Here is a 25062-nt window from a genome sequence, read left to right on the forward strand (position 1 = left end):
CGGAACCTTGCAAATCGGAGTGGACCTGGGCGGGTTTGACGACGCTTCAGGTCCACGTCAAGGCTTCGCTGCGGAATGGATCTGGAAGAATCTCCGGTTAACGGAGAGGGGCGCTTAGGGGCTACTTCTTCTTTGCCGGATCGGCAGGCTTGGCGCCTTCCGCCGGCTTGGCGCCCGGCGAGCCTTCGGCCGGTTGATCCGCGCGCTCGATCTTGGAGCCGTCTCGCAATTTCATGACGAGTTCGCTCTGCGCCTTCTGCACCACGTAGCGGGCGACCTGATCCTTGACCTGGTCGAGCGGCGGGAAAACTTTCGGGCGCTTCTCGTCAAGCTTGACGATGTGCCAGCCGAACTGCGTCTTGATCGGATCGGAAATCTGGCCCGGCGCCATTTTCGCCGCAGCGTCGCCGAACTCCGGCACCATGCGGTCCTTGGTAAACCAGCCGAGATCGCCACCCTTGGCGCCGGGATCCTTCGACAGTTCGGTCGCGACCTTGCCGAAATCCTCGCCGCCCTTGACGCGCTTCAGCGCGGCTTTGGCTTCTTCTTCGGTCGGCACCAGAATGTGATGGGCGTGATATTCGGTTTCCTGCTTCTGGTTTTTCGCCGCCTCGTCATAGGCCTGCTTGATCGCGGCTTCGGTTGCGGCCTTTTGGGCGACGTCGCCGAGCAGCGTCTCCATCAGCGCCTTGTCGCGCAGATAGGCCAGTTTCTTGGCGAATTCCGGCGTTTCGGCGAGCTTGTCGGCCTGCGCTTTTTGCACGACGAGCTGCTCGTCGATAAGGAAATCGAGCACATAAGTCTCGCGCGCCTTGCCTTCGAGCTGGCGCGGAACGGCGGCGCCGAGATCCTCCATCGCGAGCTTCAGGTCATCGTCGGTGATCTCGACGCCATTGACCTTGGCGAGCGTTTTCGCCGCCGCGGTCGTCGCACCGGCGGCGCTCAACGCCAGCAGGGCGGCAAGCGCGGACGCTCCAAGCGCGGCGCGGGCGAGAGAACGCGCATTCTTGCGGGCGTGAGACATGATGTGCTCCAAAAAAGGGGCCAGGGCGGCCTTGAACAAAGCGGCCGTCGCCGCTGGCGGAAAAGCTCCTGCGCGAGGAATCCGGCGTATCTATGCCTGCGGGGACGGTTCTGACAACTCCCGCTCACACTGAAACCGGGCGCTCAGCGACTTCCCCGACGACGCTCGTAAAAATTTCCCGGATCCGCTTCTGCGTGTCGGCGAGCAGGGCTTCGAGGTTGGAAAGATCGGGCGCGTCGCCGACTCGCAGCAGCAGCTCCGTCAGTCCGCGCGGCGCATCGGCGGGCCGGAACGCCTCGGAGACGGCCAACCGCATCAATTGGGTCAGGCCCTGATAAAGCCTTGACGCCTCAGCCAACGCTCCTGCCGCGCCAGAGTCGAGAAAGCCGGCGTCTTTAAGTTGCTCCAAGGCGACCGTGGCGGTCGTCGAGAAAAGCTCAGGATGCTGTGGGCCATGGCGCAGCATCAGATATTGGGCGATGAACTCGATGTCGACGAGCCCGCCGGGGACCTGCTTGACCTCCCAAGGGCTTCCCGACCCCTTTTCCTTTTCGATCCGCCGGCGCATGGACAACACGTCGTCCTTCAATTTTTGCGGGTCGCGGGGCGTCATCAGAGCGGCGCGAATCGTCGCTTCCACGCGATTTGCGAACGCCTCAGGACCGGCGATGACGCGGGCGCGGGTCAGGGCCATATGTTCCCAGGTCCAGGCCTCATGCGCCTGGTAGTCCGAAAAGGCGGCAAGGCTCACCGCGATCGGGCCGCTGTTGCCCGAAGGCCGCAGGCGAAAATCCACCTCATAGAGCAGACCTTCCGCCGTGGGCGCGGAAAGGGCGCTGATCAGCCTCTGGGTAAGGCGGCCGTAATATTGCTGCGTAGAAATCGGCCGCCCGGCGCCTTTCGATTCCGCCAATGGATCGGCGTCATAGAGCAGCATCAGATCGAGATCGGACGCCGCCGTCATTTCGCGCCCGCCGAGCTTGCCCATGGCGACGACTGCGGCGGCGCCGCCCTCGATCGTTCCATGTATTCTGGCGAATTCGTCGCAGACCAGCGTGAAAAGCCGGGAAATCAGCGTTTCGGCGAGTCGCGTATAGGCGAAGCCGGCTTCCGCCACCGAAACCGAGCCCGTCAGGATGCGCACACCAATGAGGAATTTCCGCTCCTGTCCGAAAATGCGGGCGCGGTCGAGCGCGTCTTCATAGGAGCGCGCCTCCAAGAACTGCTCCGCGAGCCGCAGATCGAGCTCCGCCTGCGACGGCACGTTTTCGAAGAACGCGGGTTCGAGCAGCGCGTCCAATACGCGCGGTCGGCGCGAAATGGTCTCGGCGAGCTTCGGCGCCGCGCCCATGATCGCAGCGAGCAGGTTCAAGAGACGCGGCTGGGACACCAGAAGCGAGAAAAGCTGCACGCCGGCCGGCAGTTTCGAGATCAGCTTGTCGAAGGCGAGAAAGGCGGCGTCGGCGTTCTCTGTGGCGGCCATCGCTTCGAGCAGGATCGGCGTCAGCTCGGTGAGGCGTTCGCGCGCCACGGTCGAGCGGGTGGCGGCGTAGCGGCCGAAATGCCAGCCGCGAATGGTCGCCGTCACCGTCTTCGGATTCGCAAAGCCCATGTCGACGAGCGTCTCGATCGTGCCCGGATCGTCGTCGTCGCCGGTGAACACCAGATTGCCGGCCGAGGACGTAAGCTGCGGCGCGCTTTCGAAAAGCTTTGCGTAGTGGCTCTGCACCACGTCGAGCCGCTTCAGCAGCGCTTCGGCGAAATCGGCGTAGCCGGCAAAGCCCATCATTCGGCCGATGACGGCGACGCCCTCTTCAGTTTCGGGTAGCGCATGTTTCTGTTCGTCGGCGATCATCTGAATGCGATGCTCGACGTCGCGCAAAAAGAGATAGGCGTCGCGCAGATCGTCCCGCGCCTGCGGCGCGACCCAGCCGCTCTCGACGAGCTGGTCGAGCATGGCGAGCGTTTCGCGCCCGCGCAGGCGACGATCGCGTCCGCCGGTGATGAGCTGCTGGGTCTGCACGAAGAATTCGATTTCGCGAATGCCGCCGCGTCCGAGTTTGATGTTGTGGCCGGCGACGGCGATCTTGCCATGTCCCTTGTGCGCGTGAATCTGCCGCTTGATCGAGTGCACGTCGGCGATGGCGGCGAAGTCGAAATATTTGCGCCACACGAAAGGCGCGAGTTCTTGCAGGAACTGCTCGCCGGCGAAGATGTCGCCCGCCGCCGGACGCGCCTTGATATAGGCGGCGCGCTCCCAGTTTTGGCCCATGCTTTCGTAATAGCTCAGCGCCGCTTCGAGCGGGATGGCGATCGGCGTCGCGCCGGGATCGGGGCGCAGCCGCAAATCGGTTCGAAACACATAGCCGTCGGCGGTGCGCTCGCTCATGATTTTCACGATGCGTTTGGTCAGTCTGACGAAGAAGTCGACGTCTTCCGAAGGGTCGGCGGGCCGCGCGCGGGAACGGTCGAAGAAGACGATGAGATCGATGTCGGAAGAGTAGTTCAGTTCGTATGCGCCGCCTTTGCCCATGCCAAGAAAGATCCAGCCAGAGCCGCGCTCGGGATCGCGTTGGTCGGCGAGTTCGATCTTGCCGGCGAGCGCCGCGGCGCGCAGCGTGAAGCGGACGGCGGCGGAAAGCGTGGCGTCGGCGATCCGCGTGAGCGCTCGCGTCGCCTCAGGCATGTCCCAGACTTTGGCGAGATCGGCGAGCGCGATGACCAGCGCGGCCTCCTGCTTGGTGATGCGCAGCAGCCGCATCAGCTCGGCTTCGTCTTGCGTTTCGACGTTCTGCGTTTCTGCGATGAGGGCTTCAATGCGCTGCGCGGGATCGCTCGTGAGGATGCGCGCGAGCCTCGCCGGATCGCGCGCGGCAAGGTCGGTCAGATAGGGCGAAGAGCCCAATACGCCGAGGAGCAGATCGCGCGCGCTCGGTCGCTCGCGCAGCGCCGCTGCGAGCGCGCCATCGGCTGCGCTGTCCTTTTCGAGAACGCGCGCGAGCGCCTCTTCGGCCCTTCCAGCGTCGAGGGGCTGAATGAAGACCTTGGCGCGGTCAATGAGGGCGTTGGCGTCCGACGGCAATTTGGCCTTCCTCTTAGGGCGTCGAGAGTGGCTTTGCGCCGGGAAATAATCCGGCTATGCGGTAAATCAGCTTTCAGAGTCGACAAGCGATCGTCAATGGGAAAAGGGAACCGGACCATCGTCCTTCGAGACGCTGCCTTCGATCTCGGGCCTGCCCGAGATCGACATTTAATTCGCAAGTCGGGTAAACCCGACTTGCGGGCGCTCCTCAGGATGAGGGTCCTTGGTTCCGCAAAAAAGGCTTAACGTCGTCGCCATGGTCTTTGTGTTGAGCGAAGCAGAGCCACAAGCTCCCTCATCCTGAGGAGCGTGCCGCCAATGATGAGAAAGATTTCATGTCGCAAGAGGATGTCGCGCAGCTTCTCGCCCGCATTGCCGGAGCGCTGGAGCGGCTGGCGCCGCCGCAGCCGGATGCGCCGGATTTCGCGGCCGCCGAGGCGTTCGTGTGGCGCGCCGCCGGCAGGGCGTTCCATCCAGTCGCCCGCGTCAACCGCGTCGACCTGGCGCTGCTCAAGGGCGTCGACCGCCAGCGCGACATGCTTCTCGCCAACACCAGCCGCTTCGCGCAGGGCCTGCCCGCCAACAACGCGCTGTTGTGGGGCGCGCGCGGCATGGGCAAATCCTCGCTGGTGAAATCGGTCCACGGCGCGCTCGCCGACAAGGGGCTGAAACTCATTGAAATCCACCGCGAGGATATTGAAGCTTTGCCCGCGCTGCTCGGCGCGCTGGCGCGGGCGCCGTTCCGCTTCATCGTTTTTTGCGACGACCTTTCGTTCGACGGCGCGGAGACGAGCTACAAAGCGCTTAAGACCGCGCTCGAAGGCGGCGTCGAAGGGCGCCCCGACAATGTGCTGTTTTACGCCACGTCGAACCGCCGCCATCTGTTGCCGCGCGACATGATGGAGAATGAGAGCGCCACCGCGATCCATCCCGGCGAGGTCATCGAGGAGAAAATCTCGCTCTCCGATCGCTTCGGACTTTGGATCGGCTTTCACAATTGCAGCCAGGACGATTATCTGGCGATGGTCTTCGGCTATGTCGATCATTTTGGCCTCGACGCGCCCGAGGCGACGATCCGCGCCGAGGCGCTGGAATGGTCGATCACGCGCGGCGGGCGTTCGGGCCGCGTCGCCTGGCAGTTCGTGCAGGACCTCGCGGGGAGGTTGGGGAAAGCATTGTCCTAGGATCCATCGGCGATGCTTCGGCTACTTTGGCGTTCGCCCCATTTTATTTTTTAGCGCCCCGCTATCTTTCGCCCTGCGTCATGCTTAGCCTGAGCCGGGGCGAAAGGGGGGCTGCATGAACGTCAGACATATTGCGCTTATCTCGACCACGTTGGTTCTGTCGCTGGTTTTTTCCACTGGAAGCGCCTTCGCGTTCTGTGGCGTGTTGCAGGCGTCGGCGAGCGGCTATTCCCGAGAGGAAGCGCTTTCGAAGGCCAACAACAAGGGACTTGTCGAGGTTCGAAGGCTTGAGGGCAATTACGGGCGCAGCGCCGTTCACTACCAGCCCGCGGTGTCTTCCTGCCGGGAAGGCGGGAGGGTGAGTTGCTCCATTTCCCAAAAATTCTGCGTCGACAGCGGCCAGCGGCAACGGCCGGCGCGCGGCGAGGAAGGCCACTCCATGCATGGCTGCCCGCCCGGCACGCGGCAGGTTCCGGAAACGGACAATTGCGTCCCGGTGCGCAAACGTTCCGGCGAATTTGAAAGCCAGCCGTGGAAAAAGCCGGGTTGCCGCACCTGGAAACAGAGTTGCGACAGGGGCGACGGCAGGGCCTGCGGAAGATATGAATCGACCTGCCAGGTCAATTGAGGCGAGAACATCCCGGGACGCCTGCACGGCGAGCGTCCCGGATTGTCGTTGTCTGTGACTTTGTCCTCATTGCCGCGGGGGCTGGCCCGTTTGTTTGATCGTCTCTGACGACGACTTTCATTTCGTCTGCGATGCGTCCGAAGCGCCGCTCCCCGCGGAGCGGTGCGCTGGATGGCTTTCCGCGCGTCGCTGCGCTCGCAGTCGTCATGACGCGAAGCGTCGGGATGTTCTGCGAACGTCAGACGAGAGTCTTCGCCTTGAACCGACACAAATCGGCGATGATGCAGCGCGGGCATTCGGGCTTGCGCGCCTTGCAGACATAGCGTCCGTGCAGAATAAGCCAGTGATGCGCATGCAGGAGATATTTCTGCGGCACGATCTTCTCGAGTCCCGCTTCGACCTCCTCGGGCGTCTTGCCTGTCGCGAGCGGCAACCGGTTGGAGACTCGAAAAATATGGGTGTCGACCGCGATCACCGGCTCGTGGAAGGCGACATTGAGCATGACATTCGCCGTCTTGCGGCCAACGCCCGGGAGCGCCGTCAGCTCTTCGCGCGTCTTGGGCACTTCGCCGCCATGACGCTCGACGAGCAGTCGCGACAGGGCGACGATGTTTTTCGCCTTGGCACGAAAAAGGCCGATCGTTTTGATGAGGTCGCGCACGCGCTCCTCGCCGAGCGCCGCCATCTTTGCGGGGGTGTCGGCCAGCGCGAAGAGCGCCGGAGTCGCCTTGTTGACGCCAGCGTCGGTCGCTTGCGCCGACAGCACCACGGCGACGAGCAGCGTGAACGGGTTCTTGTAGTTCAATTCGCTCTTGGGTTCCGGATTGGCGGCCGCGAGACGCGCGAAAATCTCGTCTATGCGCGCCGCCGCAGCGGCCGCCGGCCGTCGGCCGGGTCGCGTTCTCTTGGGGACACGCGCGCTTGAAGTGTTTGTTTCCGCCATGGGCGCGTTATAACTTCTAGAATCTGGAGGAGAAAGCGGCGGCAGGAGAAATGTCCGACCCCTTCGAGCGAAAAATTTACGAAGCGCGACTGACGCCGCACCGGTCAATGACGCCGCACGCTTTTTACGCTTTCATCCTGATATTCTGTTTTGGCCAGGCGCTGTTCGCGCTGCCCTTTTTCTTCATGGGCGCTTGGCCGGTCGCCGGCTTTATGGGACTTGACGCGCTCGGCCTTTATCTCGCCTTTCGCGTGAGCTTCCGCGCCGCGCGCGGCCACGAGACGCTTGACCTCACGCCGCTCGAACTCGTTTTCGCGCAAATCGGCGCGCGTGGGCAGCGACGGGAATGGCGGTTCAATCCCTCCTGGGTGCGCCTCGAGCAGACGGTGCATGAAGAATTCGGCACCGAGCGGGTCGAACTGGTCTCGCGAGGCGAAAGCGTCGAGATCGGCGCCTTCCTGGGGCCGGACCAGAAGGCGGAACTCGCGCGCGATCTTAAGCGTGCGCTGGTCGATGCGCGGACAGGCGCGCGTTTCAGCTAGCGTCGCTGGCTTAGCATGGCGTCGGCTTCGCGAATGAGCCGCGCCTCGTGCCGTTTATAGTAGCGCCAAAGCATGAACAGCCCAATCGCCAATCCGCCGGCGAGCGCTATCGCGATCGGACCTTTGATTTTCTCAAAACCGGCGGTGAGGAAATAGCCGCCGTAGCCGAAGACGCAGGCCCAAACGATGCCGCCCGTCGCGTTGTAGATGAAAAAGCGGCCGGGCGGCAGATGATTTGCGCCGGCGAGCGAGGCGGCGAGAATGCGCAGCAAGGCGAAGAAGCGACCAAAAAACACAATGGTGCCGCCCCAGCGATAAAAGAGATATTGACCGAGGCGCAATTTCTCCGGTCCTAGCCCCACGTAATGACCGTAACGTTCGAGCAGCTTGGTGCCATATTCCCGCCCGATCCAATAGCCGACATTATCGCCGACGATTGCGCCGGCGGCGGCCGCCACCACAATATTTTCAATCGCCATAGCGCCGGTTAGCCGCGCAAAAATCGCGGCGCCGACAAGCATGGTTTCGCCCGGCAATGGAATGCCCGCGCTTTCGAGGGCCACGACTACGAAGATCGCCCAGTAGCCATATGTCGAGAGGATGGAGGCGATTTGCGCTTGGTCGAGGAGATGCGACATCCGCATTCAAGAAAGAGACGATCCGCCACACTCATTTAGGCGCAAAAATGCGCATGGCGACTTTAAAGTCGTGAAAAAGCGTATGGCGACGTCGCCGAAGCCACGCCGCCACTCATTCAGAAGGCGCGTCAGATCGAATAGGCGGTCAGTGATACCTCAGCGCATTCTCGCGCGCTACGCTGAACGCATAGGGCGGCGTCGCAGCTGCGGCCTCGCCGTCTATAAAGAAGGGATCGCGTTCCAACGCCGCTTCCAGCACTTCGCGCAGGCCTCTGAGCAAAGGCTGGTCGTCGCGAACGACTTTGGCGCGAAGCGCCTCTTGCGTCGCTTCGTCGGTCCGGCTCGCGAACTCGCGCACTGCCAGCACGACATATTTGCCAACGCTAAGGCCTTTCTCTCCGGCGGCCGTGCGCACGCGCTCGGCGAAGTGACCGCCAATGCAAGCCAGCGCAGCTTGCGCGACCTTGTCGTTAGAGCAGGAATTGATCAGATCCAAGATGACCATGACGACCTCCGCCCTTCAACTCGCCCCTCGTGCTTCTTGCCTAGTGCATTTTGGCCGCGGCTGTCCCACGGCTGTTGTTTTTGTCGGCGTCTCAGCGACCTCAATTCTTGGCCGCATTTCTTGCCGTCAAGCTATCCAATTCACCTGAACGTCGTCTAACTATCCCGTTCAGCTGAACGTCATCTCGAAAAAAGATCGCTGAAAAATTTTGCCCCCATCCCAATTCCGGACGGGATTTAGCAAGCTGGCGAACGAGACGGTCGACGGCCATAGTCAACTGTCGTTACAGCAGTCAACTGTCGTTACAAGAGCCGCGCCTGCCGCGTTTCTAACTGAAAGCCGTGACAGGTTCGCGACGAAAGTTCGTCAGTTTTTCAATAACATATCGCTTGGCCGCGCTGAGGCCGCAGCTCGACCTACGAGTCAACTCATTGCCAAATGAATAGTTCCCGGCGGCCAAAAAATTCGTAGCTGCAACGCAAAAACTTTTGGCGCCGAAGACAGCCTACCAACTGCCCACATTGGGCGCTGAAGCCCATGGTTCGGCCGGCGGCATCGGCGCGCCTTTCTGAAGCAGTTCGATGGAGATTTTGTCCGGCGTTTGCACGAACGCCATGTGGCCGTCCCGCGGCGGCCGATTGATCGTCACGCCGGCCGCCTGCAGGCGCGCGCAAACTTCGTAAATATTCTCAACGGCGAAGGCGAGGTGGCCGAAATTCCGCCCGCCGGCATATTCGCGCTCGTCCCAGTTATAAGTGAGTTCAATCGTAGGCGCGTCCTTTTCCTTGGCCTCGCTCGCGTCCTCGGGCGCAGCGAGATAGACGAGCGTATAGCGCCCTTTCTCATTCTGAGTGCGGCGGACTTCTTTTAGTCCGAGCACGTCGCAAAAAAAATAAAGCGAAGCCTCGAGGTCGCCGACCCGGATCATGGTGTGGAGAAATTTCATCTGGCGGCTCCTATCTGATGGTTCGGCCAAATTCTATCATTTGGGGGCGCGGTTTGCGCCCGCATCGGTGCCTTGCTAGGGCTGAGGCCTGCAACATTAGAGTGGCGCGTTTACGTGACCCAGACAAAGGCTCTTCCGCGAGCGGCGACCAGCGTTAAGCTCGCGGCCGCCAAAGCTTCGATCGCTGCGAGCGCTCTTCTCGCAGTCGCGAAGCTCGCCGCCGGTCTGTGGTCAGGCTCGCTGGCGTTGCTGTCGGAGTCCGGCCACGCCTTCGTCGATACGGGCGCGACGGCGCTGACTTTTTTTGCGGTGCGCGAAGCGGAGAAGCCGGCGGACGAAGAACACCACTACGGCCACGGCAAATATGAGGCGCTCGCTGCGCTGATCGAAACCGGCTTCCTGTTCGGTCTGGCATTGTTCGTCGTCGGCGAAGCGTGGCGGCGCTTGCAGGAGAAGAATGTCGAAATCGACGTGGGCTGGCCGGTCTACGGCGTTCTCGTCGTCTCCATCGCCATCGATTACGTGCGCTCCCGTCAGCTGAGCCGGATCGCAAAAGCGGAAGGCAGCGACGCGCTTGCCGCCGACGCGCTGCATTTTGCGAGCGATTTGGTGTCGTCGACGCTGGTGCTGCTGGGTCTCGTTGCGGCGCATTATGGGTTCGAGCGTGGCGACGCGCTTGCCGCCTTCGGCGTAGCGGCTTTCATCGCGATCGCCGGTTTTCGGCTGGGCCGGCGCACCATCGACACCTTGCTCGACGCCGCCCCACGCGAACTTGCGCCGCGCCTCAAGCGCGCGATCGCCGAGGTGCCGGGCGTCATCGCCATCGATTCGCTGCGCCTGCGCACTATCGGCCCGGACATCGTCGGCGAGGCGGCGATCGGCGTTGCGCGGGGACTTCGCGTGGAGCAGGCGGCGCGAATAAAATCGGCCGTGGCCGACGCAATCGCCGACGTGACGCCGCGGGCCCGCCTCACGCTGTCGGTCGAGCCGCAGGCGCTTGACGACGAAACGGTTGCGGAACGCATCCTGCTGGTCGGGGCGCGCCGCCATATTCACGCGCATCATGTCATCGCTCAGCAGATCGAGGGCCGCCTGTCGATCGGCGTCGACATCGAACTCGACGGCGCCATGCCGCTCGGCCGCGCGCACGCAATCGCCGCCGATTTCGAAAGCGCATTGCGCGACGAATTCGGCGCCGACGCCGAAGTCGAGACCCATATCGAACCGCTCGAAATGCACCTGCTCGCAGCGCAAGCCGCGGATTCTACAATCGCCGGCGCGATCGAAGCGGCGCTCGCCCGCGTCGCCGCCCAGACCCGTCCGAACGCGCAGGTGCGAGACGTTCGGGTCCGCCAGACCGCCGGCGGATTCGTCGTCAACTTTCATTGCCGAATTGACGCCGCCGTAACGGTGCAAAACGCGCATGACGCGCTCGATGAAATCGAGCGCCGGACGCGCGAGGAATTTCCGGCGATTCTACGCATCGTCGGTCGCGCCGAACCGGCTGACGGCTGAGCCCGCCGCATAGCCAAAAACGCGCGCTTGGTCTATGAGAGACGCCATGACGCAGGAGCCGGACGCCGCCGCAGACATCGCTTCGATGCCCTTCGAACAAGCGATGCAGGAGCTCGAGCGCATCGTCGGCGATCTGGAAAAAGGCGCCGTGTCGCTCGACGAGTCGGTGAGGCTCTACGCGCGCGGCAAGGCGCTGCAGGCCCGCTGCGAGAATCTCCTCGCCGAGGCCGAATCCCGAATCGAGAAGATCACTCTTGGGGAAAGTGGACAGCCGACAGGAGTCGCGCCTTTCGACGTCGAATGATAAATTATATTTGAGTTTTGCATTAGGAATAAGGAATTTTGCCATGACCAAGAAGCTGGTCATTTTCTGCGATGGCACATGGAACGGTTTGACCGCGCGAGGCACCAACGTTCTGCGGACTTTGCAAGCCATTGAGAGCGGCGATGAGGGCGGCGTCCCGCAACTCATGCATTACGTTGCAGGCGTCGGCACGCGGCGCGGCGAAAAAATCCCGGGCGGAACCTTCGGCTATGGAATCTCAGGCAATATCAAGGACGCATACTCCTTCCTTGTCAGCAATTACGAAGAGAATGACGAAATATATCTTTTCGGCTTCAGCCGGGGCGCCTACACGGCGCGAAGCATAGCGGGTCTGGTGCATAATCTCGGCATTCTCCGACGATGCAACATGCCTCAGGTTTCGATCGCCTACGGACATTACAAGGACAGGTCGGACGGCTGGCGGCCAAAGGGCACAGACGCCGCCCAGTTTCGAAGCGACTACTGCCATCCCTGGCCGGTGAAAATCCGCTTTCTCGGCGTATGGGACACCGTCGGCGCACTGGGAGCGCCTTACGGCGAATTCCTGGGATATCTCGTCGACAAAATGTTCGGGTGCAGTTTTCATAATGTGACGCTAAGCGAGAGCGTCGACAGCGCCTATCACGCCGTAGCCGCCGACGAGCGTCGCTGGCCGTTCCGTCCGACGCACATCGAACTCACTGACTATCATCGGCAGCGAAACGAGAAGAATTTGGCGGAGCGCGGATTTCCGCTCTACAAGCAGAAATGGTTTCCAGGCGTGCATTCGAACGTCGGCGGCGGCTACAGTCAATACGGCCTGTCGGATTGCGCTCTGGAATGGATGGTGGAATGCGCGCGCCTAAACGGGCTTAACATCGCGCCGCTGGACAAGGCAAAATTTTCCAAGGATCGCCTTTTCAGCAAGGATTATTCGCAGCCGATCGAAAAGAGCCAGACGCTTTACTACCAATTGCTGACGGCAGCTTTTGTCAAAGCGCCTTCGCTTCTGGGGTTGAAGTCGGTCTATCCGCGCGACGACCATGAACTGGTCAAACACCTCACTTGGCGTGGCGAATATATTCGTCCGATTGGACCGGACGAGGACATCGACGCGGTGCTCGAAAAGCGGAAGGTCGATAAACAATACGACAAAATGTGGAGCGATCTCGAAGCAAAGCGAGGCCGCGGCGCCTGATGGGCGCTGCAATACAATCCGCCTGCTCCTCAAGGGGAGGGTAGGGGCGTCGCCTGCCGCATTGGGGCGCAAAAAACTTTGTGACGAATTTGCGCCGCTCGGAAGGCGCGCCGTCGCTGCGCCCGCCAAAAAAAAGTTACGCGCTGACCGGGCGCGTTAACCTTCACGGCTGGCGCAAGTTAACCAGCGTTCCTGGAAGCTTAAGCCGAGGACAGACGCGCGCCTCGTGGCCGAGGCGCAGACGCGATAAAAAACCTATTATTTCAAGGTGATATGAGGTCATATCAAATTTTATGGGTTTTTATAGCGCAAAATTATACTTACTGGAAATCGGAGAAAATCTGAACGCTTTCGCGTAAAATGCGGCGGAAATACTTTCATCGACCGCAAAACAACAAATCTAACCTCGCCTCATGTCACGGAGGCGGGTTATGTTGGGCGTTATCAGCAAGGCGGTTATGGCTCTCGGGATGGCGGGCGCGGCGCTTGTCGCGGTCAACGCGAAAAGCTTCGCCGGACCGGAAACCGCGACTTTCGCGACGATCGGTTTGGAAACCAGCGTGCCATATGGCTGGGTGGACTTCTGCCAGCGCTACCGGGGCGAGTGCCGGGACGATGAAACCGCGCCTCAGGATGTCGAACTCACCGCCGCCGTCTATCGCAAGATCGCGCGCATCAACGGCTGGGTGAACAAGAACATCGATCCGGTTGCGGACACGGATCATTGGGGCTCGGTCGACCAGTGGGACTATCCCGGCGACGGCAAGGGCGACTGCGAAGATTTCGCGTTGCTGAAGCGCCAAATGCTGATCGAAGAAGGCTTTCCCCGGCAGGCGCTGCTGCTCACGGTGGTCAAGGAGAAGAACGGCGAAGGCCACTCGGTTCTCACGGTCAAGACCAACCGCGGCGAATTCGTGCTCGACAACCTTTCCGACGAGATGCGGCCGTGGACGCGCGTTCCCTATCGTTTCGTCAAGCGTCAGTCGCAGCGCAATCAGAATGTCTGGGTGGCGATCGGCCCGGCGACCAGCGCCCCGCTCTATGTCTCGCGGTGAGGCCGGCGCTCAGGCGATCAGCGTCAGCCCCTTGGCGTAGCGTTGGCCGTTCTCGACATAATGTTTCGCCGATTCGAGATGACGGGCGCGCGCGTCCTCGCCGAGCGTGCGGATCGCCTTGGCGGGCGCGCCGACGATCAGCGAATAGTCGGGAAATTCCTTGCCCTCGGTCACCAGCGCATTTGCGCCGACGAGGCAGTTCGCGCCGATCTTCGCGCCATTGAGGATCGTCGCGCCCATGCCGATCAGGCTCGCCGCGCCGATCATGCAGCTATGCAGAATGACGCCATGGCCGATGGTGCAGTCCGGCCCGATGACGAGCGGGTAGCCCATGTCGGTATGGAGGACGCTGTTTTCCTGAATGTTGGTGCGGGCGCCGACCGTGATCCATTCATTGTCGCCGCGCAGAACGCAGCCGAACCAGACATTGGCGTCCTCCTCAAGGGCGACCCGGCCGATGATCTGCGCGCCGGGCGCCACATAGAAGCGGCCGGGGGCCGGGAGGCGCGGCGCGATTCCGTCGATCGTGTAAAGCGGCATTGGCGAAGCCTCCATAAAATGAGGCGCGACATTGCCATTTCCGGCCTTTCACAGGCAATGGCGCAGAGCCCAGGCCAGTGGAAACTACGGAAATTTTGTCGCGCCGGGCTGCGGCCCGGCAATTGATGATTTCGGCTTCGTCCTCGATCAGGGGACTTCAGCTGTTTGCAGCGACCGGCAGTTTCTCGGAAAAGCCGGGTAGGAGCGCGCGCCGCCCGCTCGACGCACATGCCGACGCCGACTGGTTGTTGGTTTTGGTCGCGGCGAACCGGGCCTGGCGCTGGCCGAGATCGAGGCGCGACTTCTGGAAGAGCGCCAATTCAAGACGACTCGATTTTGTGATTTTTCCAGCGCCCTGACGCGGGCAAGCCGGCTCATCGTGAATGCCGCCGCGTCCGCGGTTGCGCGGCGGCGCGTATTAATCGCCGGCGTTTCCTTCGCGGCGCGCGGGTCTGGACAAGTCGCAGCGCGCTTTCTATAAGCCCGACACATCGCGCTCGCGCGAGCCCAGGTAGCTCAGTTGGTAGAGCATGCGACTGAAAATCGCAGTGTCGGTGGTTCGATCCCGCCCCTGGGCACCATTAAAAACAATGACTTAGAAAAAACTGCTCGGACACTTACGACACAGTTTTCCACCCGGTTTTCCAACTTTCATCCCTTTTTGTTCCCGAGGATGTCGAGTCGGAGCACCGCTTCGCGCGCCTGCGGCAGGTTGTCGGCTGTCTCCGAATAGTGCTGCGCCATGACGAGCGTCTTCTGCCCCAGAACCCGCCGGATGGTATCGAGGTCAGCTCCTGCTTCGCGAAGGCGGGTGCCAAGCGTATGACGTAACCCGTGCATCGTGAGTCCTGGGTCGACCAGTCCTCGCTGCTCCAGTCGGTCGATGAATTTCCCGAACGTCGCGTTGAAGCCGCTCTCCGTCCAGGTCTGCCCTTGAGAGTTGGTCGCGATCGTCAGCGCGTCGTGTTGCGGAGCCGACGCCAGTATGTGCGCAAGTATTGGATGAATGGGGATCGTCACGTCGACGCCGCGCTTGCGCGTCGTGATGCGGCCGACGCCATCGCGGAGTGTCGATTTAGTCACCCGCAACACATCTCCTTTGCGCAGCCCGCCGAACATGGCGAGCGCAATGGGCACGCGCAAATAGGGGGCAGCGTGGTCTAGAACGGTGCGGCACTCGGCCTCCGTCCAGGGACGATTGGCACGCGGCTTCGACTTGTCTCGGCCGATCTTGCGGATGCCTCTCGTCGGGTTATCGCGCATCCAGCCGTTTTCTCGGGCGTGCTCGAAAACGACTGACAATGCCACGACGGCATAATTTGCCATCCACCGTCCGCGCTTTTCTGCGATCTCGTCGCGGAGCCCAGCAACCCAAGCAGGCGTTGCCTCAACAAGGGGCATTGGCGACAACGGCTCCAGGACTGCGAATGCTCGGTCATAAGAATTACGCGTCGCGGGTGCCAGGTCGCAGAAAAACGTGGAGCGCCGGTAGCGTTCGATGGCCGCACCTAACATGCCTGGTAGAGATGCGGCCTTGTGTGCTGCGCGCTCCAACTGCGCCAACTCGACGAAGAACTCGGCCGTGCCAAACTTGGCATTGATCCGTGTCATCGACTTGCGATGATAATAGTAGTCACGGCCCTTCGACCGGACTTTCTTGATGCCTTTAACGCGGACGGCGGCCACGGGGCTTCTCCACACGACCCAACCACTCTGAACCGCCCGATGATGTCCCACCTCCAGCGGGATTGTCGAGCCACGCGTCAAGCGCCTTGATATCGTAACGCTCAAGCCTTTTGCTGTTGCCCAATTTTATCGGTGGCACCGGGCAAAGCCTGAGGAAATACTCGACGCTAAGCGCGCAGTAGTGAGCGGCCTCTTCGCGTCTCAACAAGCGCGGGAGGGGCCGGGCATCTTCTCGACGCGACTCGCTTTTCCTTTTAGGCGGAGAGTTTTCGGCTAACGCGTGCGGTTTCTCCGAGTGCTGCTGATCTTCTTCCGTGGCAAGAGGCGGTAACAGCCATCGGTCATGTGCGTCGCGCAACTCGTCCAGTTCAGCGGGGCTCATGCGTTCGTACAAAGGAAGCGACGCTCCATCCGCCCAGCCTCCTCGGTACGCAAGCTGTGGTACGTTTCGATTGCGAGCGAGTTCGAGCGTTGCCCATATCGAATGCAGATCGCGTACGCGCAGGTTCTTAAGACCCGCGCCGTTGCGCGCCTCCGCGAAAACATGGCGGATAGACGCTCCCGCGTTACGTCGTTCTTTGTATGGCTCGCCGTTCGGCCGAAGAAACACGGCACCTTCACGACGGGGCAGATGAAGCAACGCCTCGAACAGGAGCGGATGGATGGGCACCTGTCGTTTTGCCGTACTTTTCGTCTTAGGGAATCGAATCTCCTTTCGAACAAAATCGATCTGCTCCCAGCAAAGCGACAGACACTCCTGGGCGTGACCTCCCGAAAGGAGGAGACAAATAAAGAGCGGCCGGAACCGCTCATCACAAGCCCTGATGATGCGATTGGCGTCTCTCGGGTGCAACGTTGGAACTTTCTGTGGCTGCCGCTCCGTCGGCGGCGCTGCTATTTTCCGGCGCTCACACAGACCCTTGTCGGCAGCGAAATTGAAGATCGCCCGGATTCTTGTGAAGTAGTTGCGCCGGATTGTTGATGCTTTGCCATTCGGATGAAGGCGCTCGGCCACGCGATCGATCACTTCCTGGGTGATGTCATCCAGCGGCATATGGCCAAATGTCGCGAGGAGTCTTTCATAGCCGCTTAAATTGCCCGCAGCTTCCTCGTATAGCGAGCACACTTCGTCGAAGGTCAGTTGTGTTTCGTTGCAGCCATTCTCGCTGGCATCAGGATGTTCCAGAGTCGCTCGGCTCTGCACCTCGGAGACGGTGGAGGCGCTCTCTTGACGCTTTTCTTGTGTTGCTTCCTGATTCGGCGTTTTGTTCCCCGAAGGGGAACTGTGTGAGACACTTTCCATGTGGCGGACTCCATGACGGTTCGCCGCCATGTCGGAGGGCGCGCCAACGCCGCTCGCGACAGGCCCTATGACCTCGCGTTATAGGGCCACTTGCTTGGAGCGCGGGTCGTCAAAGACGTGACGGCACCGACTCTGCGCGAGCAACCCGAAGTTAAAAGTGAAGGAGGGGCGAACAGCTTGGGCCGCAGACGCAAGCCAGTACTGTTCTTAGGTAGAAGCTATAGCGGCATCATGGCCGCGCTCCATATTTTTCCGCACTTGTCTTCGTGTGCGGAGCCATGTGGTAGCGCGGCTAGACCGGTAGATTCTGAATAACTACCGCCACAACTGTATATCTATCCGCGCTGGCGCGTCGAATACTAGCACGGCTGAAGGGCACCGTGCCCATCCCGTGACGCTAAATGGCTACGCGCTATTAAAGCTATGTCAAGCACTTTTTGCATTTTTTATGAGGAACGAAGAGCCGACGAATATTTTCGACGGCTCTCGTAGTTTGTTGGAAGCGCATCTATCGGCTGCGCCGATCATTCCCGCGCTTTTCTTCCTTCGGCCGTGGCTGCCTCGAACCCTGCTCGGCCGGCGGGTCATCGTCCTTCGGAACGCGCAAGACGATGCGGCCGTCGATAGGAAGCGCTTGCAGGACAACGTTTAGCCCGCCGCCATCGGCATGTTCGAATGCTGCGCCGATCGGCAGCCAGTAGTCGTCAGCGCCTTCGCGCTTGACGACAGTGTAGGCGCGATAGGCCGGTTGCGCATTGTTGGCCATGGTCAATGTCCTTCTTTCTTCGCGCCAAGCCCGAGAGCAGCGGCGACTGTGTTGCGGATCATCGCGAGCGCATCGTCGAGCGACGCGACTCGCGCGCTGGCGATCTCGTCATTGACGAATTCAAGCAGTTCCTCGTCGAGATAGGTGCCGGCGAGCGAGACGGCTAAACGTCCGTCGCCCGTCGGCATGATCTCGACCGACACGAATTGAAGGATGGGTGGCGGCTGTGCAGACACGTTTGCGCCTGCCGACTTTTCAAACATCGAACTACTCCGTCATGCGTGACCGACACCCACGAGAGATGCCGGTCGACACGACGGAGCGTCTCTAAGGAAAGGATACCGCGCGCTAGAAGCCGCGCAAGGCAAGGGCGTGCTTGGGGAAAATTATCGCGACGAGCACGCCCCTAACTTTTCGTCTGCGCGAATCGATTCAACCATGACGCTGTCCTCGAACCCAAGGAAGGAGGGCGTCATGAAAAAATATCTGCTTATCCCCGCCACGGTGCTGTTCGTTCTGGCGGCCACCCCCGCATCCGCTGTATGCAGGTACGATAACTCATCTGGCCAGTACCGATGCTACGCGTCGGCAAGCACAAACGCGGCTACGAATGGCGAATGGCCGCCAGAGCTGGTCATCTTCGGTGTCTACGGGCTAATAATCGCTGCCGTCGCCGCAATTGCAGCCCTGACCGGCGGCGCTGCGCGGTCGCCTAAAGAACTTCAGCCGAGCGAATCGGCCGAGCACTACGACCAGGAAGCCCAGCGTACTCGCGCCTATGCGCGCAAGCTCGATGCGGAAGCGTCGCTCGCTGAAAGCCAACTGCGCACTTCGCTGAAGCAGGACGAACTAAAGGAGTTTGAGTCATTCCTGCGCGACAAGAACGCGCGCGGACGGCGTAAGTAGGGGGAGGGCATGTCGAAACAACAACTCATCCCTCCAATGCGCGTGCTGCCGAGCGAGCAGCACGCCGAAACCATGGCGACCATCGTGCCGGTGCGGAGTCAGCCCGGGGGCCTTATCGATGGCTACTTCAACCGCGTTGAGGCGCGATCGCACACGAAGACGTTCAGCGCGCTAACGGCGCGGACTTCCGCCGAGGCCGAACTGTTCGACGCGCAGAAGGGTCTGATCGAAGCGTATGGCCGCCGGCAACGAGCGCTTGCGGAATTGCATGAACTTCCGGAAATCCTGGCGAGCGAACGAGCGACACGGCGAGCTGAACGCGCGGACCAACTGCGCCAAGCGCAACATCGCTACGAAGTCGCAGAGGTCAAGCGATTGACGGAACTGGCGCATGTTGAGACCACACTCGTAGACGCGCAGCAAGCGCTCCGGGCGCAGCGCGAGTATGGTTACACGACATATGAACTTGCCTGGAAAAAGAAGTATCTAGAACTGCTCGATGTCGAACTCGGCCACGCCGAGCGACTTGCCATCCTGCGGCAGCATGACAAGAGCCTTGCAAAGGCTTTGAGCGCCCGGCGCTCGCAGACCATCAACGCAAGCATAAGTGACGATGCCGTAGACGACACGCTGCATACGCAGCGCTCGGAATTGGCGGCGTCCGGCCTCGACACGAGCCGTATCGATTCATTGATCGAACGGCGCAAGGCGCGCGGCTAGCCCATGGACATAATCGCGCAGCGGGCGTTAGCGCGTCGCGCGGCACTTCAAGCGGAGCTGCGCGCAAAATATCCCCACCTTTTGCCAAAACCTCCCGCGCAGCCGATCCCAACACCACCCGTTGATCGCACGGCGATTGCACTCGGCCGAGACGAACGCGGGCGGGCCATTTTGCTCCCCGAGCGGCCGCGTCTCGAACATATGCATGTCATCGGAACGACCGGCGGCGGCAAGAGCAAGTTCATCGGACATTGCTTTCGCCAGGACGTGATTCAGGGCCGAGGAGCCTTGATCCTCGATCCTCACGGGGAGCATCCTGACAGCCTCTATCGCGAGAACCTCGTGTGGCTCGAAACGTCCGGTTACGAGCGTAAGCGTGTCGTCCACATCATCGACCCGAACGCCGCCTCACACACAATCGGCTTCAATCCTCTGGCGCTCCCTGACGACGACATCGATCTCTCCGTCGTGGCCGGCTTGATGCTCGACGCCTTATCCAAGGTTTGGAATGGTGAGGATACCAGCACGAAACCGACAATCGAACGGGTGGCGACCACAGCCTTTACTGTGCTCGCTGATCTGAAGCTGACGCTCGTCGAAGCGCCGCTACTCCTCGACCCGAAAGATCGACACGGCCTGCGCGCCTATGCGCTCGAACATGTCCGCGACCGGTTTGCGCGGGACGAGTTGCTGCGGCTCCATGAACTCTCGCTCGATGCGCGGCGGGCGCACGACTTCGACATTGAAGTCGTCGGCCCCATCAATCGTCTCGCGCGCTTCCTGCGGCCCTCAGCGATTCGCGCGATGGTCGGCCAGACCGAGCGGCTGCTCGATTTCCGGGAGGCTTTCGACGAAGGGCATATCATCCTCTGCAATCTGTCCGGCGGCTCGCGCATCTATCAAAAAGACGCCGACCTGCTCGCTCGGCTCCTATCGCGCTTCCTTTTCTTCCACGCGAAAAGGAGAGCGCGCACGGAGCGACCGTTCGTCGTCTATCTCGATGAGTGTCACCGCTACCTGTCGAGCGATCTCGAAGGTATGCTCGCAGAATCAAGAAAGTATGGCTTAGCCGTCGTCTTAAGTCATCAGTGGCTGATGCAAACTGCGGTCGAGAGCGAGAACATGCTCGCCGCCATCCGCAACGCAACCAACGTCAAAGTCGTCTTCCGGCTCAAAGACCCCAAGGAAGCGGAAGATCTAGCGCACACGGTCATTCCGCTCGATCTCGAAATGCCGGTCCAAGCACTGACGGGGCCGACGGTCATCGGCCACCGGCGCACCCGGCTCGCGAACGAATCGAGGGGCACGAACACCAGCCGCACGACCACGCGCGGGCTGTCGGTTGCGGATACAGAGGCCTTCGGGGAGACGATCGCCGAATCGATCGGGCAAAGCTCCTCGGACGGATACAGCGTCAGCCACACCAGGGGCGAAAGCACCTCGGAAGGCGTGACCACCGGCGCATCGTTCGGCGAGAACGCCGCCCAAGGTTCATCGACGATGGCGGTCAGCAGCAGCGGCTCCAGCATGTCCATGGGCATCGTGACGATGCCGACGGATCAGACACTGTTCATGCCGCAGGTGCCGACGATCCTTTCCGAAAACTACGGGGCGGGATACAGCACGTCCGAATCGCTCGGCTCGGGCGCAAGCTCGATGCGTGGGAAGTCGGCCGCGATCTCGGAAGCCAAGAGCCGGATGAATGGCCGCTCAAGCGCCACATCCACGGCCCACAGCCGATCGGTTACGCAGTCTTCCTCGATCTCACGCGCCGAAAGCTTCGTACAAGCACGCTCGATCGCGCAATCGGTGAGCGAAGGGGAAACGACCGGCGAAAGCGAGTCCCGCGGTTCAAGCGAGGCGCTCGAACCTATCCTGGAAGACCGCCCCTCCTCCGTCCATGGCAAGGAGAACGTCCTCTACATGGCGGCGCAGACGCTGCGCACTCTTCCCACGGGCCACGCCTTCCTCAACTACGTCGGCCGGCACGGAATGGTCGCGTCGTTCCTCGTCGTCCCTCCGATAAAGGACGTGCCGATAACGAACGACGCCTTCAACGCGCTGCGTGAACGGTTCCTCTCTCAAAGCGCCGCGGCGATCCCTGCCGCCCTCGCCCGCACGCTTGTCGATGAGCGTGAACGCGCGTTCCTCGAATTCACACAGCAGAAAGCGACGCAAGAGCCGGAACCGGAATCATTTCGGGTTACGGCGCGCTTTGTCGCGGCTCGTCGCGGGATTGCCGGGCGTGTCGCGGCCAGTCGCGCGCTGTCCGGGCAGGACGCGCAACCTGCAGACGTGATCGACGACGCACCATTGACCGACGGTGGCCAGGAACAGGCGGAGCCCGCGCGCAGTCAAGGGTCACGATCGCCGGCGGCGACGGCGCGCAGCGCCGCCCTTGACGGGGCGCGAGCCCGCCCGAAGAAGGCTCGCCATGCGGTCAATGGCGCATCCCGCACTCCCTCGAAGGTATAATGGAAAGCATGACCCACGCGGCGGCGACAGCGCGGCAAGGGGGAGGGAAGCGGTTCGTGCGCCCCGACGAACTGCCGGCGTTTTCGCTGACGCCTCGGAGCCTACGACTCTTGGCTCATGTCGCGCGACACAAACTGATTGCCTCTGATGATCTCGCGGCGCTCGATGGCGGGAGCGTCCAGAACGCCAAGCGGGAGCTGCGAACGCTATGGGCGCATGGCTATCTCATGCGGCCGGAAGCGCAGCTGTGGTCGGTGGCCATCACCGGGCCGCAGCCGATGGTGTATGGACTGACTAACAAAGGCGCACGACTCCTGCATTCGCATGGTCATCGCATCGATCTCGATATTGATTGGTCGGAGAATTGCCGACGGTCTGGTGTCGCTTTCATCGATCACGCCGTCGCGCGCTCCCGCCTCATGTCGGGAGTCGAGGTCGCCGTGCGCGGTCTTGATGACGTTGACCTGCTCCACGCGCATGAGGTGATCGCGCTTGCGCCTCCGGCGACGCGCAAGGCGCGCCAGCCGCTCAAGTGGGAGGCAAAGGTTTCTGATAACGGCAAGATGGTCCCCGCGTCGGTTATCGCCGACGATCTATTCGCGTTGCGCTTTGCGAACGAAACCGAAAGCTATTTTTTGGTCGAGATAGACCGCGGGCAGATGCCGGTGCGCCGCCACACGAATGCAGAAGAGGAAGTGGGCGGCAAGCGGCGCTTGCGCACACACTACAAGCACAAGCTCGCGACCTATTGGCACGGCTGGAAGCAAGGCCGGCCGCTGCAACAGTTCGGCGTCGAACAATTGCGCGTGCTCACGGTGACGACCTCCGTCGAACGCATCCGCACGATGCTTGATGCGCTTCGCGAAGTGACGGGTGGGAAGGGAAGTGAACTGTTTCTATTCATTGAGGAAGAGGCGCTACGCAAAGCGAACCCGCTCGAAGCGCTATGGATTACTGGGAAGGGGAGAGAGTGTCGGTTGACGGAGTGAACGCGGCAGGCAGCATGAAAGGATCGCGAGGATGTCAGACAAAGAGAAGAGCAAGCACCACGATTCAGTGACTATTGCCACGGGGCGCTCCGTGAGCATTTCGAAAGGTGTAACGATAAGTTGGAGTTCGTCGGAGATAGATGCTGAAGGTCGATTAGTCTCGACGGGGTCAACTACCAGTCGATCTGTTTCCATCGGTGAAAGCACCTCGATTCGCGAAGAGGAATCTTCGGACGAATAGCCGCGCGTATCCGCCGGGTGGGTGGGTAGTTCCGAACCTGGGCCGATTAGCCCAGGTCGGAAGGGGGAGACGTCAGTACTCCTCCGCGAGCATGATGGTCAGCACGCGTGTCGTCACGGCAGGATTCGCCGGGTCCGGGGACGCATAGCGGAGGGTGAGGTCGTAGCAGTCGATTTTCCAGAGAATCGTCTGCTCGCCGAACCCGAAGCTACCGAAGTCGTGTTCGCCGTACGGGTCGTTGTTCTCCGTGAAGGCGGTATACGTCGCCACCCGGTGGAGGATGCGTCCCTGCGCTTCTTCGGGAAGCGCTGCGATGCCTGACGTGACGAACACGCTGCCGCCAGCGCCAGTACGACGGAAGACGTCATTGAGCTCAGTGATGGTGCTCATATGGAAGCGGGGTGAGTGCTGGTAAGTCGACCAATTCCGAGGCCTGCCCGGAACGCCGTCGTTGGAGTGGCCGACCAAGCGCGCGGTCAACGGGCGCAGCCCTTGACGGCGCGCTGCGGCCGCGACAATGCGGCGATGACGGGCGGCCGGGAGCGGGGAATCTGATTGAGCGCGCGGCCTTCGTGAATCATGCAAAAGCCCCGCGACATGGCGCGGGGCTTCTTGTTATTCGATATCTGCGGCTGCTTGCATCGTCTCTTCTGCTTCTGCCGAAAACGACCGCAGGTAGTCCGCAGCTTGCGATGCTTTCGAGGCGGCCGTGAAGATCGCGCGGTCGTCCTCTTTGAGAAGTGACAGCCAACTGTCGATGTAGCCGGCGTGGCGCAGCTGGCCCTCTACGCCAAGCTGCGCGCACAGGAACGCCGCGCCCAACTCGGCGACCAGCTCCTCGGCCGCATATGCCTTGGTGCCGAAGCGGTGATTGAGGTCGCGATCGAGCCGCGTTTTGTGCCCGCTCCAGTGGACAAGCTCATGCAGCTTGGTGGCACGATAGTGCTGCACGTTCTCGAAAGATTCGGGATCGGGAAGCACGATGAAATCGAAAGAGGGGACGAAGCACGCTTTGTTTCCTCCGTGGCGGATGTCTGCGCCCGTCGCCGCGGCGAATATATCGGCCGCACCGGCGGGCGGCGGCTGCGCCGGCGCTGTGTCGGGCGTGGTGAGTCCCTCGACTTGCGCGACGTTGAACACGGTGAAGGCGCGCAGCATGGAAATCCGCCGCTCTTCATCTTCGGCGTCGACCGTCTTCACCGCGAACCGTTTGGTAAAGACGATCTGCGTGCCCTTTTCGCCCTTGCGTACACGGGCTCCCTTGTCGAGCGCCTGCTTGAAGGTGAGCCAGGCATGGGAAGGGAACCCGTGCGTATCGGCTGCGTGCCAGAGTATCGGGATATTGATGCCTCGATAGTGATGCCCGGTGACGGCGTTCGCCGGCATGATGCCGATGCGGCCGCCGCCCTTCCACGGCTTCACCCACGGCGCTGCGCCTTGTTCGAGTTCGGCGATTATGGAACGCGTGACGTTCTCATAGACGGCGGCGATGTTCATCGCCGCCTCCGTGTCAAAGACCGGATCATTGGGCTGCTCCTCGCTGTCAGCGAACCGGGAATCGGCGCGCTGAAGCGCAAGGAGGAGCCGGCCTAGTGCATTGTACCGCCTGTCAGCATGCACGAACGGTCGTGCTGTCCACCGCGACGATCAAAAGAGTTTGCCGGCGCGGTACAGGAGCGAGCCGACCCACAAGACGAGCGTGAGGTAGTAGAGCGTCCAGCCTTCTGCTGGCGGGAACCATCGCGAGATCGTGCGGAAGTTCTGCAGGTACCAATCGCGCCCGAAGTGCACCATGACGTTGGCGCTGATCGCGTCGATGAGGAGGATGTAGAAGACGATTGCCTCGATGCTCATGTCAGAATCCTTGAAGGA

26 protein-coding genes and 1 tRNA gene are annotated in these 25062 nt (G+C 61.5%); 12 read left to right on the forward strand and 15 right to left on the reverse strand.

What is annotated here, in order from left to right:
- Positions 1 to 121: 121 nt before the first annotated feature.
- Positions 122 to 1024 (reverse strand): peptidylprolyl isomerase, encoded by a 903-nt coding sequence (locus QZ964_RS08050; RefSeq protein WP_292530835.1) that lies wholly within the window; start codon positions 1022 to 1024, stop codon positions 122 to 124.
- Between the two features lie 124 nt (positions 1025 to 1148).
- Complete coding sequence (locus tag QZ964_RS08055) at positions 1149 to 4106, reverse strand: bifunctional [glutamine synthetase] adenylyltransferase/[glutamine synthetase]-adenylyl-L-tyrosine phosphorylase (RefSeq protein ID WP_292530836.1); 2958 nt, start codon at positions 4104 to 4106, stop codon at positions 1149 to 1151.
- Positions 4107 to 4441: 335 nt separating this feature from the next.
- Here QZ964_RS08055 and QZ964_RS08060 point away from each other — a divergent pair, with 335 nt between their 5' ends.
- Both QZ964_RS08060 and QZ964_RS08065 read left to right on the forward strand, forming a co-directional pair.
- Complete coding sequence (locus QZ964_RS08060) at positions 4442 to 5290, forward strand: ATP-binding protein (protein WP_292530837.1); 849 nt, start codon at positions 4442 to 4444, stop codon at positions 5288 to 5290.
- 115 nt (positions 5291 to 5405) lie between these two features.
- A complete protein-coding gene (locus QZ964_RS08065; protein ID WP_292530838.1) occupies positions 5406 to 5918 on the forward strand; it encodes a hypothetical protein in 513 nt (170 codons plus the stop codon).
- 238 nt (positions 5919 to 6156) lie between these two features.
- Here QZ964_RS08065 and nth read toward each other — a convergent pair whose 3' ends face one another.
- Entirely contained in the window at positions 6157 to 6861 is a 705-nt protein-coding gene (gene nth, locus QZ964_RS08070) for an endonuclease III (protein ID WP_292530839.1), read from the reverse strand.
- Positions 6862 to 6911: 50 nt separating this feature from the next.
- Between nth and QZ964_RS08075 the strand changes: the two genes are divergently transcribed.
- Positions 6912 to 7403, forward strand: coding sequence for a DUF2244 domain-containing protein (locus QZ964_RS08075; protein ID WP_292530840.1), 492 nt, complete (start codon positions 6912 to 6914; stop codon positions 7401 to 7403).
- Here QZ964_RS08075 and QZ964_RS08080 read toward each other — a convergent pair.
- The 3 genes from QZ964_RS08080 to QZ964_RS08090 form a co-directional block, all read right to left on the reverse strand.
- Positions 7400 to 8041, reverse strand: a complete 642-nt coding sequence (locus QZ964_RS08080; RefSeq protein ID WP_292530842.1) for a DedA family protein — start codon at positions 8039 to 8041, stop codon at positions 7400 to 7402. The genes QZ964_RS08075 and QZ964_RS08080 overlap by 4 nt on opposite strands.
- A 145-nt stretch (positions 8042 to 8186) precedes the next feature.
- Positions 8187 to 8546 carry a hypothetical protein gene (locus QZ964_RS08085; protein WP_292530844.1) on the reverse strand — a complete coding sequence of 120 codons (360 nt, stop codon included), beginning with the start codon at positions 8544 to 8546 and terminating at the stop codon, positions 8187 to 8189.
- A gap of 505 nt (positions 8547 to 9051) precedes the next feature.
- Positions 9052 to 9492: a VOC family protein gene (locus QZ964_RS08090; RefSeq protein WP_292530846.1), complete on the reverse strand. Its 441-nt coding sequence runs from the start codon at positions 9490 to 9492 to the stop codon at positions 9052 to 9054.
- A 114-nt stretch (positions 9493 to 9606) separates the two neighbouring features.
- On the opposite strand from QZ964_RS08090, the gene QZ964_RS08095 reads away from it, so the two are divergent.
- The 4 genes from QZ964_RS08095 (at position 9607) to QZ964_RS08110 (ending at position 13564) form a co-directional block, all read left to right on the forward strand.
- Positions 9607 to 11007: a cation diffusion facilitator family transporter gene (locus tag QZ964_RS08095; protein ID WP_292530848.1), complete on the forward strand. Its 1401-nt coding sequence runs from the start codon at positions 9607 to 9609 to the stop codon at positions 11005 to 11007.
- 46 nt (positions 11008 to 11053) lie between these two features.
- Positions 11054 to 11311 carry an exodeoxyribonuclease VII small subunit gene (locus QZ964_RS08100; protein ID WP_292530850.1) on the forward strand — a complete coding sequence of 86 codons (258 nt, stop codon included), beginning with the start codon at positions 11054 to 11056 and terminating at the stop codon, positions 11309 to 11311.
- Between the two features lie 43 nt (positions 11312 to 11354).
- Positions 11355 to 12509 carry a DUF2235 domain-containing protein gene (locus tag QZ964_RS08105; protein ID WP_292530852.1) on the forward strand — a complete coding sequence of 385 codons (1155 nt, stop codon included), beginning with the start codon at positions 11355 to 11357 and terminating at the stop codon, positions 12507 to 12509.
- 431 nt (positions 12510 to 12940) lie between these two features.
- On the forward strand, positions 12941 to 13564 hold the full coding sequence (locus tag QZ964_RS08110) for a transglutaminase-like cysteine peptidase (protein ID WP_292530854.1): 624 nt from the start codon (positions 12941 to 12943) through the stop codon (positions 13562 to 13564).
- Positions 13565 to 13573: 9 nt separating this feature from the next.
- On the opposite strand, the gene QZ964_RS08115 is transcribed toward QZ964_RS08110, so the two are convergent.
- Both QZ964_RS08115 and QZ964_RS08120 read right to left on the reverse strand, forming a co-directional pair.
- Positions 13574 to 14104 carry a gamma carbonic anhydrase family protein gene (locus tag QZ964_RS08115; protein ID WP_292530856.1) on the reverse strand — a complete coding sequence of 177 codons (531 nt, stop codon included), beginning with the start codon at positions 14102 to 14104 and terminating at the stop codon, positions 13574 to 13576.
- Between the two features lie 157 nt (positions 14105 to 14261).
- Positions 14262 to 14423, reverse strand: coding sequence for a hypothetical protein (locus QZ964_RS08120; protein WP_292530858.1), 162 nt, complete (start codon positions 14421 to 14423; stop codon positions 14262 to 14264).
- A 186-nt stretch (positions 14424 to 14609) separates the two neighbouring features.
- Between QZ964_RS08120 and QZ964_RS08125 the strand changes: the two genes are divergently transcribed.
- Positions 14610 to 14685: transfer RNA gene (locus QZ964_RS08125), tRNA-Phe, on the forward strand.
- A 70-nt stretch (positions 14686 to 14755) separates the two neighbouring features.
- Here QZ964_RS08125 and QZ964_RS08130 read toward each other — a convergent pair.
- From QZ964_RS08130 to QZ964_RS08145, 4 genes are all read right to left on the reverse strand, one after another.
- Positions 14756 to 15790, reverse strand: coding sequence for a tyrosine-type recombinase/integrase (locus QZ964_RS08130; RefSeq protein WP_292530860.1), 1035 nt, complete (start codon positions 15788 to 15790; stop codon positions 14756 to 14758).
- Entirely contained in the window at positions 15771 to 17093 is a 1323-nt protein-coding gene (locus tag QZ964_RS08135; RefSeq protein ID WP_292530861.1) for a tyrosine-type recombinase/integrase, read from the reverse strand. Before QZ964_RS08135 ends, QZ964_RS08130 begins: the two co-directional genes overlap by 20 nt.
- A gap of 508 nt (positions 17094 to 17601) precedes the next feature.
- Positions 17602 to 17859 carry a hypothetical protein gene (locus QZ964_RS08140; RefSeq protein ID WP_292530863.1) on the reverse strand — a complete coding sequence of 86 codons (258 nt, stop codon included), beginning with the start codon at positions 17857 to 17859 and terminating at the stop codon, positions 17602 to 17604.
- Between the two features lie 2 nt (positions 17860 to 17861).
- Positions 17862 to 18095 carry a hypothetical protein gene (locus QZ964_RS08145; protein WP_292530865.1) on the reverse strand — a complete coding sequence of 78 codons (234 nt, stop codon included), beginning with the start codon at positions 18093 to 18095 and terminating at the stop codon, positions 17862 to 17864.
- Between the two features lie 238 nt (positions 18096 to 18333).
- Here QZ964_RS08145 and QZ964_RS08150 point away from each other — a divergent pair, with 238 nt between their 5' ends.
- The 4 genes from QZ964_RS08150 to QZ964_RS08165 all read left to right on the forward strand — a co-directional run bounded on the left by QZ964_RS08150 (position 18334) and on the right by QZ964_RS08165 (position 22949).
- Positions 18334 to 18765, forward strand: coding sequence for a hypothetical protein (locus QZ964_RS08150; protein ID WP_292530867.1), 432 nt, complete (start codon positions 18334 to 18336; stop codon positions 18763 to 18765).
- Positions 18766 to 18774: 9 nt separating this feature from the next.
- Positions 18775 to 19485, forward strand: coding sequence for a hypothetical protein (locus QZ964_RS08155; RefSeq protein WP_292530869.1), 711 nt, complete (start codon positions 18775 to 18777; stop codon positions 19483 to 19485).
- A 171-nt stretch (positions 19486 to 19656) separates the two neighbouring features.
- Positions 19657 to 21960, forward strand: a complete 2304-nt coding sequence (locus QZ964_RS08160; RefSeq protein ID WP_292530873.1) for a type IV secretion system DNA-binding domain-containing protein — start codon at positions 19657 to 19659, stop codon at positions 21958 to 21960.
- Positions 21960 to 22949, forward strand: a complete 990-nt coding sequence (locus QZ964_RS08165) for a replication-relaxation family protein (protein ID WP_292530875.1) — start codon at positions 21960 to 21962, stop codon at positions 22947 to 22949. The genes QZ964_RS08160 and QZ964_RS08165 overlap by 1 nt, the downstream gene beginning before the upstream one ends.
- A 313-nt stretch (positions 22950 to 23262) precedes the next feature.
- On the opposite strand, the gene QZ964_RS08170 is transcribed toward QZ964_RS08165, so the two are convergent.
- The 3 genes from QZ964_RS08170 to QZ964_RS08180 all read right to left on the reverse strand — a co-directional run bounded on the left by QZ964_RS08170 (position 23263) and on the right by QZ964_RS08180 (position 25044).
- The gene (locus QZ964_RS08170) at positions 23263 to 23580 is read right to left on the reverse strand and encodes a DUF3768 domain-containing protein (RefSeq protein ID WP_292530877.1); all 318 of its coding nucleotides are present in this window, start codon (positions 23578 to 23580) and stop codon (positions 23263 to 23265) included.
- Positions 23581 to 23805: 225 nt separating this feature from the next.
- The gene (locus QZ964_RS08175; RefSeq protein WP_292530878.1) at positions 23806 to 24687 is read right to left on the reverse strand and encodes a zincin-like metallopeptidase domain-containing protein; all 882 of its coding nucleotides are present in this window, start codon (positions 24685 to 24687) and stop codon (positions 23806 to 23808) included.
- A 150-nt stretch (positions 24688 to 24837) separates the two neighbouring features.
- Positions 24838 to 25044: a hypothetical protein gene (locus QZ964_RS08180; protein ID WP_292530880.1), complete on the reverse strand. Its 207-nt coding sequence runs from the start codon at positions 25042 to 25044 to the stop codon at positions 24838 to 24840.
- Positions 25045 to 25062 lie beyond the last annotated feature (18 nt).

The sequence above is a fragment of the Methylocystis sp. genome (assembly GCF_021731785.1).
Classification (GTDB): Bacteria; Pseudomonadota; Alphaproteobacteria; order Rhizobiales; family Beijerinckiaceae; genus Methylocystis.